Below are 8,126 nucleotides of genomic sequence, written 5' to 3' on the forward strand. Positions count from 1 at the left end.
TGCGCGCTCATGGATCGGAACGAACCGGGCCCTCGCGGCGACCGGGGCGGGACCGCGCGCACGCGTGAGGTCGCGTCCTGTCCCGCCGAACCACGAGGTCCCCATGACCACGAACGATCCCTCGACCGTGCCCGCCGACCCCGAGATCATCGCCGAACGGCGGGCGCTCACCGACGCCCGCGCCGCGTTGCGCGGCATGCGCGAGACGGTCGACGCCACCGAACTCCTGTTCGGTGACGCCGCCAAGGACAAGGTCACCGACGCCGCCCTGCGGCGCGGGCGCGAACGCCGCCTGGCGGCCCTGGCCGACGTCCCCGGCGCCCCCCTCTACTTCGGGCGGATGGACTTCGAGCCCGGCACCGTCTTCCTCGACGACACCCCCTCCGAACACCCCGACCGCGTCCACATCGGCCGCCGCCACGTCCACGACGGCCGGGGCCGCCCCGTGGTCCTGGACTGGCGCGCGCCGATCAGCGTCGCGTACTACCAGGCCTCGCCCGGCGACCGGATGGACGTCCGGGTCCGCCGACGCTACGGGTTCGGCACCGTCACCGGCGAGGACGGCGAGCCCGAGTCGGTCCTCACCGCGTTCGAGGACGAGGACCTCATGACCGGCCCGGACGCCCCCGAGGCCGCGCCGGGCGGCGCGCTCCTCAACTCCGAGATCGAGCGTCCCCGTACCGGCCCCATGCGTGACATCGTCGCCACCATCCAGCCGGAACAGGACGTCCTGGTCCGGGCCCCGTTGGAGACCACCCTGTGCGTCCAGGGCGCCCCCGGCACCGGCAAGACCGCCGTGGGCCTGCACCGCATCGCCTTCCTCCTCTACAGCGAACGCGAGCGCCTGTCCCGTTCGGGTGTGGCGATCATCGGGCCCAACCGCGCGTTCCTCTCGTACATCCAGGACGTGCTCCCGGCGCTGGGCGAGGTTGACGTCCACCAGACCACCGTCGAGGAGCTGCTCACCCGGGATCTCCCGGAGCGGCTGCGGCCCGCCCGGGGGTGGGTCCGCCGGACGGAGACCCCCGAGGCCGCGCGCACCAAGGGCTCCGCCGTCATGGCCGAGGTGCTCCGCCGCGACCTGTGGGCGCACCTGCGGGCCCCCGAGGAGACCGTCATGGTCCGCCAGGGATCGCGCCGCTGGCGGCTGTACCCCGAGGACCTGCGTCCTCTGCTGGACGAACTCGCGGAGCGCGGCGTGGCCTACGGGTCCGGCCGCGAACTCCTCTCCCACCGCATGGCGCACGCGGTCCTCACCCTGATGGAGGCCGAGGGCCAGGTCTGCGACGACCGGACCCACACCCGGGTGCGGCGGGACCCGGCGGTGCGCGCCGCCGTCACGGCCCTGTGGCCCAAGGTGGACCCGCTCCGGATGGTGCTGGGGCTGCTCACCGACCCCGAGCGGCTGGCGCGTGCGGCCGAGGGCCTGCTCACCGAGGAGGAGCAGCGGGTCCTGCTCCTGCCGGGTCGCCCCCGCGGGCCGAAGTCGGCGCTCTGGTCGCAGGAGGACCTGGCCCTGGTGGACGAGGCCACGGCGCTGATCGAACGCGTCCCGGGGCTGGGGCACGTGGTCGTGGACGAGGCACAGGATTTGAGCCCCATGCAGTGCCGGGCGATCGGCCGCCGTGCCGGGGCGGGTTCGCTCACGGTGCTCGGGGACATCGCCCAGGGCACCAGTCCCTCGGCGGCGCGCAACTGGACGACGCTGCTGGAACACCTGGGAAAGCCCACCGGTCACCTGCACGCCCTGAACCGGGGCTACCGCGTGCCGGCGCAGATCATCGACTTCGCCGCCCGGCTCCTGCCCTCCATCGCCCCTGGGCTGGGCGCACCGGTCGCGGTCCGCCGCTCCCCGGGCGCCCTCAGGCTGGTCCCCGCCACCGAGGGCATCGCCCCGGCGCTGGCGGAGTCCTGTCGGGGCGCGCTCCGAGGGGAGGGGTCGGTGGGCCTGATCGCCGCCGACCACCAGTTGCCCGAGCTGCGCGAAGCCCTCGCCGCCGAGGGCGTGGACGCCCCCCTCCTGGGTGAGGCCGGGATGGACGGCGCCCGGCTGGTGGCCGTCCCCGCCAGCCTGGCCAAGGGCCTGGAGTTCGACACGGTGGTGGTGGCCGAACCCGCCGCGATCGTCGAGGCCGAGGAACGCGGCGTGAACCGCCTCTACGTGGTCCTGACCCGCGCGGTGAGCTCCCTGCACGTGGTGCACACCCGCCCGCTTCCCGACACCCTCGCCTGATCCGACCCGTTCCTCGGAAGGTGGGTGCAACCCCGCGGCCGGTTCCGTCGTCGGAACTGGGGACGGACGCGCGAAGGGGGAACAGCATGAGGGGTGTCGTCCTCGACGAACTGCGGACGCCGGTCGGAACCGGGGACCAGGGATTCGACCGGCGGGTGCGGGGGGCCGTCGAGCGCGGGTCCGCCGACGAGCTCGGGGCGCTGTACGAGGAGGCCGGGGAGCGGTTCGGGGCCGACCACCCCGACGCCCTGACCCTGCGCGTGCACATGGCGCTCCGCCAGGAGCGGGAGGACGACCCGGCCGGGGCGGCGATCGGCCTCAGCGGCGCGGCCGGCCGGCTCTCGGACAGCGCCGGGCCGCTGCACCCGCACATGCTCGCCCTGCAGGCGGAGATCGCCCGCCTGTGGGGCGAGTCCGACCTCACCGACCTGGCGGCCGACAGCTACGGCCGTCTGGCGGAGGCGGTCGGGCAGGCCAGGGGGACCGACGACCCGGGCGCACTGGCCGCCTACGAACGGTTCGCCTGGTGGACGGGGAAGACCGGCCGGGCCTCCGCGACCGTCGCGGCCTACGCCGAACTCCTCACCCGCCGGCGCCGCGCCCTCGGGCCCAACCACGAGGACGTCCTGGAGACCCGCGCCGAACTGGTCCGCTGGCACGCGCGGGCGGGTGACGCGATCGGCGCGGCCCGGGCCTGCGCGGACCAGGTCGCCGCCCGGGAGCGGGTGCACGGGCCCGGGCACCCCGACACCCTCGCCGCCCGGGTCCAGCTCGTGCGCTGGCGGGCGGAGGCGGGCGACCACGAAGGAGCGGCCGGGGCCTGCGCGGAACTCCTCGCGGCGCGGGAGACGGTCCAGCCCGCGCACCACCGCGAGGTCCTCAACACCCGTCGCCTGCTCGCCCACCACCGGATCCGCGCCGGAGACCTGCTTGCCGCCGAACGCGACTACAGGGAGCTCCTCCCCGACCTCGAACGCCACCTCTCGGCGGACCACCGCCTCACCCTGCTGGCCCGCGTCGGCCGGGCCCGCCTGATGTTCCTCCTGGCGGACACCGAGGGCGTCGGCCGCGAGACGGAGGGGGCGCTCGGGGACCTGGAGCGGGTCCTGGGAGCGGAGCACGAGGCCACCGTGGAGGCCCGCTTCCTGGCGGCCACCACCCGGGTCGTCACCGGTGACCTGGACGGTGCCCTCGCGGAGGCCGAGGCGTTGCTTCCCCTCCTGTGTCGGCTCCATGGGGACGACCACCCAGCGACCCTCTTCGCCCGGGCGCTCGTCCTGGAGGCCCGGGGCGACTCCGAGGCGATCGCCGTCCAGCGGGAACTGCGGGAGCGCTGGGAACGGGAGTTGGGCCCGCTCCATCCGAACGTGCTCCTGGTGCGCCTGCGGCTGGCCGCCGAGGGCGATCTCCGGGGGCAGGAGGGCCGTCGGCGGATCGCCGCGCTGTTGGACGACTTCCGCCGGGCGCTGGGCCCCGACCACGGGCTGACCGTGATGCTCCGGGCCCTCGTCATCACCCTGGGCTCGGACGAGGCCACCGCCCTGGCGCGGCTCGGGGAACTTCACCGGGAGTGCGAGCGTGACCTGGGGCCGGGCGCGCCGGGTACCCGGGCCGCGCTGGAGGCCTACACCGAGTGGCTCGGGTTCGTGTGCGGGGGAGAGGAGCGCCGTTCCGCGTGAGAGAAGGAGAGGGCGCCCGCGCCCCCGAGCCCCGGGAGCCGGATCCGCGCGGACCCGGACCCCGCACCCCCGAACCGCGACGGCCCGGTCCCGGGGTGCCCCAGCCCCGCCGACCGCGTCCCGACAGCCAGCGGTTCAGTTGGTCGGGTGACCGGTGTCGCTGAGCCTGCGCCGACGCTTCCACTGTCCCGGCACGGCCCCCGCCGCCAGGAGCCACAGGGCCACGGTCACCAGGTGGACGCGCTCGGCCAGGCCGAGGGCGACCCCGGGCGAACCGTCCCCGGAGGCGGCGTACACCAGCGCGGCCAGCACCAGGACCACCACGGCGGCCACCGCCTGGGCCAGCGTGATCACCGCGAGGACCGCCCAGGCGCGTTCCCCGGCCCGCCTGCGGTCCCAGGTCAGCGCGGCCGAGGCCAGCAGCGCGGCCAGGGTGGCGACCACGGCCAGCACCGGTTGGACGACCGTCGCCCCCCGGACCCCCTCCACCAGCGACTCGACCGTGCACGCGGCGTCCGTGGACACCACGCACCGGCCGGGCAGCAGGGAGGCGGCCAGCGAGGCCGCGCCGAACACGGCCATCGACCACCAGGAGACGGTCAGCCAGCGGCGCGGGCGCCGCGCGCCCAGAGCCAGGCCCAGCCCGGCCGCGAGGATCACCAGGATCGCGGCGGTCCGGTGCGCGCTGTCGAGGAACTGCCCCAGCGTGGAGTGGGGGTCCGCGAGGGCCCCGGCGGCCGTGCCCGGTCCGGCGGGGAGGACGACCTCGACGGCCCACAGGCTGTAGACGATGGACGCGACCACGGCGGCGACACGCCCGTCCCGGTGGTCCCAGTGCAGTGTCGCGGTGTTCGAGTTCGTCATCGCGCCCCCAGTCTCCGCAGCTGACTCGTGTATGACTCTCGGACGCACCAGGACGCCCCCACGTTCCGTCGTCGCGGGGACACGGGCCGTTCTGGGACCCTACGTCAGCCAACTCGCGGCGGCACTGTTATCCACGGGTGCGTGTTCGCGCGGCATCATCGTGGAACACCACGGGGCACCGGCCGGTAGGTCCGGAGCCGCGCGGGTATCGACGACCTACGGAAGGGCGCACGTGATGAACGGCGCAACCACGACGCGATGGGTGATCGTGGGGGTGGACGGCACCGACTCCAGCAGGCACGCCCTGGAGTGGTCCGCGCACCAGGCCTCGCTCCGTGGTCTCGGGGTGCGGATCGTCGCCGCGGCGAACCCACTCGTCACCGAGGACCTCGGGGTCTGGGGCGGTGCGGAGGAACGCGTCGAGGACGGGCCCGGAGCGGGCGCCCGACGGTTGCTCGACCACGCGGGCGACTGGGTGTCCCGGCTGTTCCCCGAGCTCGCCGTCCAGACCCGCGTCTCCTTCTCCCGCCCTACGGAGGCGCTGCTCACGGAGACCGCCGACCCGGGGGCGGTGGCCGTGGTGGTGGGTTCGCGCGGCCTCAGCGGGATCGCCGCCGCCTTCGTGGGGTCGGTCGGCATCGAACTCGCCGCTCGTTCCCCCGTTCCGGTGATCGTGCTGCCCCGCGACCACGCGTCCGCGCACGGGGTCCGCAGCCGGGTGATCGTGGGGGTGGACGGCTCGGAGCCCAGCCGCCACGCCCTGGAGTTCGCCTTCTCGCAGGCGGAGTTCGCCGACACCGACCTGGTCGCGGTGAGCGCGTGGCAGCCGCTGGTGGCCTTCGCGGCGGCCACCGGGCCGATCCCGCCCGAGCTGTTCGACGACGCCACCGCCGCCGAGGCGGCCCGGCAGGCCCTGGAGGAGGAGCTCACCGAGGCGCGCCTGCTGCGCCCCGGGGTCCGCGTCCACACGCGGGTGGTGCGCGCGCACCCGGTGGTCGCGCTCCTGGAGGAGGCCACCCCGGCCGACCTCGTCGTGGTGGGATCGCGCGGGCGCGGCGGTTTCCGGGGGCTGCTGCTGGGTTCGGTGAGCCACTCGGTCCTGCACGGGGCCCGCGGGCCGGTCGCCATCGTCCGCTGAGCCCAGCAGAGGTCTATTCCGGGGTTCCGCTCCCCGCGCCCGTTGTGTGACTAAGAGCACCGTGTGTCGTCTCCGGGTGTGCTCCTGCCCTCCGTACAGGGGAAAGCGGCTCCGATCAGTACCGGAGCACGGCGTGCGGGGACACGTCGCGGCAGGGACCCGAACCACCCGAATCCCCTGCTGTGCAGTGGAATCAGTCCCGTCGGCCCTATGCGTATAGACCATTGGCCTAGTCCAATTGGTCAGCTTCGGCACTCGTCGTTCATGATGCGAGGGATCTCGTAAGTTCGATGAGGAGCCGTTGTGACTGCTGACGTGGGTACTGATGTGGGCGCCGCCCCGACCAAGAACGAGGAACTCGTCTCCTGGGTTCGTGAGGTCGCGGAGCTCACCCAGCCGGACGAGGTCGTCTGGTGTGACGGCTCCGAGGAGGAGTGGACACGCCTGACCGACCAGCTGGTCGAGCAGGGCACCTTCACCCGTCTCAACTCCGAGAAACGCCCCAACAGCTTCTACTGCACGTCGGACCCGACGGACGTCGCCCGGGTCGAGGACCGCACCTTCATCTGCTCCGAGCGGAAGGAGGACGCCGGTCCCACCAACAACTGGATCGCCCCCGACGAGATGCGCGCCACCTTCGGCGAGGTCTTCCGGGGCTCCATGCGCGGTCGCACCATGTACGTCGTGCCCTTCTGCATGGGCCCGCTGGGCGGCGACATCTCCCAGCTCGGCGTCGAGATCACCGACTCCGCCTACGTCGTCGTCTCCATGCGCATCATGGCCCGCATGGGCGACGCCGCCCTGCGCCTGATCGAGGAGCGCGGCGAGTTCGTCAAGGCCGTCCACTCCGTCGGCGCGCCCCTGGAGCCCGGCCAGCAGGACGTCGCCTGGCCCTGCAACTCCACCAAGTACATCTCGCACTTCCCCGAGACCCGTGAGATCTGGTCCTACGGCTCCGGCTACGGCGGCAACGCCCTGCTCGGCAAGAAGTGCTACGCGCTGCGCATCGCCTCGGTGATGGCCCGCGACGAGGGCTGGCTGGCCGAGCACATGCTCATCCTCAAGGTGACCTCGCCCGCCGGGAAGTCCCACTACGTCGCCGCCGCCTTCCCGAGCGCCTGCGGCAAGACCAACCTGGCCATGCTCCAGCCGACCATTCCCGGCTGGAAGGTCGAGACGGTCGGTGACGACATCGCCTGGATGCGCTTCGGTGCCGACGGCCAGCTGCGCGCCATCAACCCCGAGGCCGGGTTCTTCGGCGTCGCTCCCGGCACCGGCGCCAAGACCAACGCCAACGCGGTGGAGACCCTCTGGGGCAACAGCATCTTCACCAACGTCGCGCTCACCGAGGACGGCGACGTGTGGTGGGAGGGCCTGACCGAGGAGGCCCCGGCCAACCTCACCGACTGGAAGGGCCGTCCCTGGACGCCCGAGTCCGGTGAGCCCGCCGCCCACCCGAACTCCCGCTTCACCACCCCGGCCGGGCAGGCCCCGACCATCGCGGACGAGTGGGAGGACCCCGCGGGCGTCCCGATCTCCGCGATCCTCTTCGGCGGCCGCCGGGCCACCGCGGTGCCGCTGGTGTCGGAGTCCTTCAGCTGGCAGCACGGCGTGTACCTGGGTGCCAACGTCTCCTCCGAGAAGACCGCCGCCCAGGAGGGCTCCGTTGGTGAGCTGCGTCGCGACCCGTTCGCGATGCTGCCCTTCTGCGGCTACAACATGGGCGACTACTTCTCCCACTGGGTGCGGATCGGCAAGCAGGCCGACGCGTCCAAGCTGCCGAAGATCTTCTACGTCAACTGGTTCAAGAAGAACGCCGACGGCAAGATCGTGTGGCCGGGCTTCGGTGAGAACAGCCGCGTCATCAAGTGGATCGTCGACCGCCTGGAGGGTGAGGCCGCCGCCGTCGAGACCCCGATCGGCTACCTGCCGACCGCCGACGGCATCGACACCGAGGGCCTGGACGTATCCGCCGAGGACATGGAGTTCGTCCTCGACGTCGACACCGACGTCTGGAAGCAGGAGGCCGCCCTGGTCCCCGAGTTCTTCCGGACCTTCGGCGACGACCTGCCCGGCGAGCTCTGGGACGAGTACCACGCGCTGCTGAGCCGTCTGGAGAAGTAGCGCCTTCCCTGGCCGGTCCACCACCGCGCGAACGGCCGGTCACCTCACGAGAGGGGGGGGGGGGGGGGGGGGGGGGGGGGGGGGGGGG

5 protein-coding genes are annotated in these 8,126 nt (G+C 73.5%); 4 read left to right on the forward strand and 1 reads right to left on the reverse strand.

Translation table 11 applies throughout. The features are described from left to right. The first annotated feature begins 103 nt into the window (after positions 1-103). A complete protein-coding gene (locus ACRWK8_RS25315; RefSeq protein ID WP_431873079.1) occupies positions 104-2,233 on the forward strand; it encodes a HelD family protein in 2,130 nt (709 codons plus the stop codon). An 86-nt stretch (positions 2,234-2,319) separates the two neighbouring features. Further along, positions 2,320-3,912, forward strand: a complete 1,593-nt coding sequence (locus ACRWK8_RS25320; RefSeq protein WP_431873080.1) for a tetratricopeptide repeat protein — start codon at positions 2,320-2,322, stop codon at positions 3,910-3,912. Positions 3,913-4,047: 135 nt separating this feature from the next. Here ACRWK8_RS25320 and ACRWK8_RS25325 read toward each other — a convergent pair whose 3' ends face one another. Further along, positions 4,048-4,776 (reverse strand): DUF998 domain-containing protein, encoded by a 729-nt coding sequence (locus tag ACRWK8_RS25325; protein WP_378737656.1) that lies wholly within the window; start codon positions 4,774-4,776, stop codon positions 4,048-4,050. A gap of 235 nt (positions 4,777-5,011) precedes the next feature. Here ACRWK8_RS25325 and ACRWK8_RS25330 point away from each other — a divergent pair, with 235 nt between their 5' ends. Next, a complete protein-coding gene (locus ACRWK8_RS25330; protein WP_378737654.1) occupies positions 5,012-5,914 on the forward strand; it encodes a universal stress protein in 903 nt (300 codons plus the stop codon). Positions 5,915-6,229: 315 nt separating this feature from the next. Continuing rightward, positions 6,230-8,038 (forward strand): phosphoenolpyruvate carboxykinase (GTP), encoded by a 1,809-nt coding sequence (locus tag ACRWK8_RS25335; protein WP_378738296.1) that lies wholly within the window; start codon positions 6,230-6,232, stop codon positions 8,036-8,038. Positions 8,039-8,126 lie beyond the last annotated feature (88 nt).

It is taken from the genome of Nocardiopsis eucommiae (assembly GCF_965344335.1).
In the GTDB taxonomy this organism is placed as follows: Bacteria; Actinomycetota; Actinomycetes; order Streptosporangiales; family Streptosporangiaceae; genus Nocardiopsis; species Nocardiopsis eucommiae.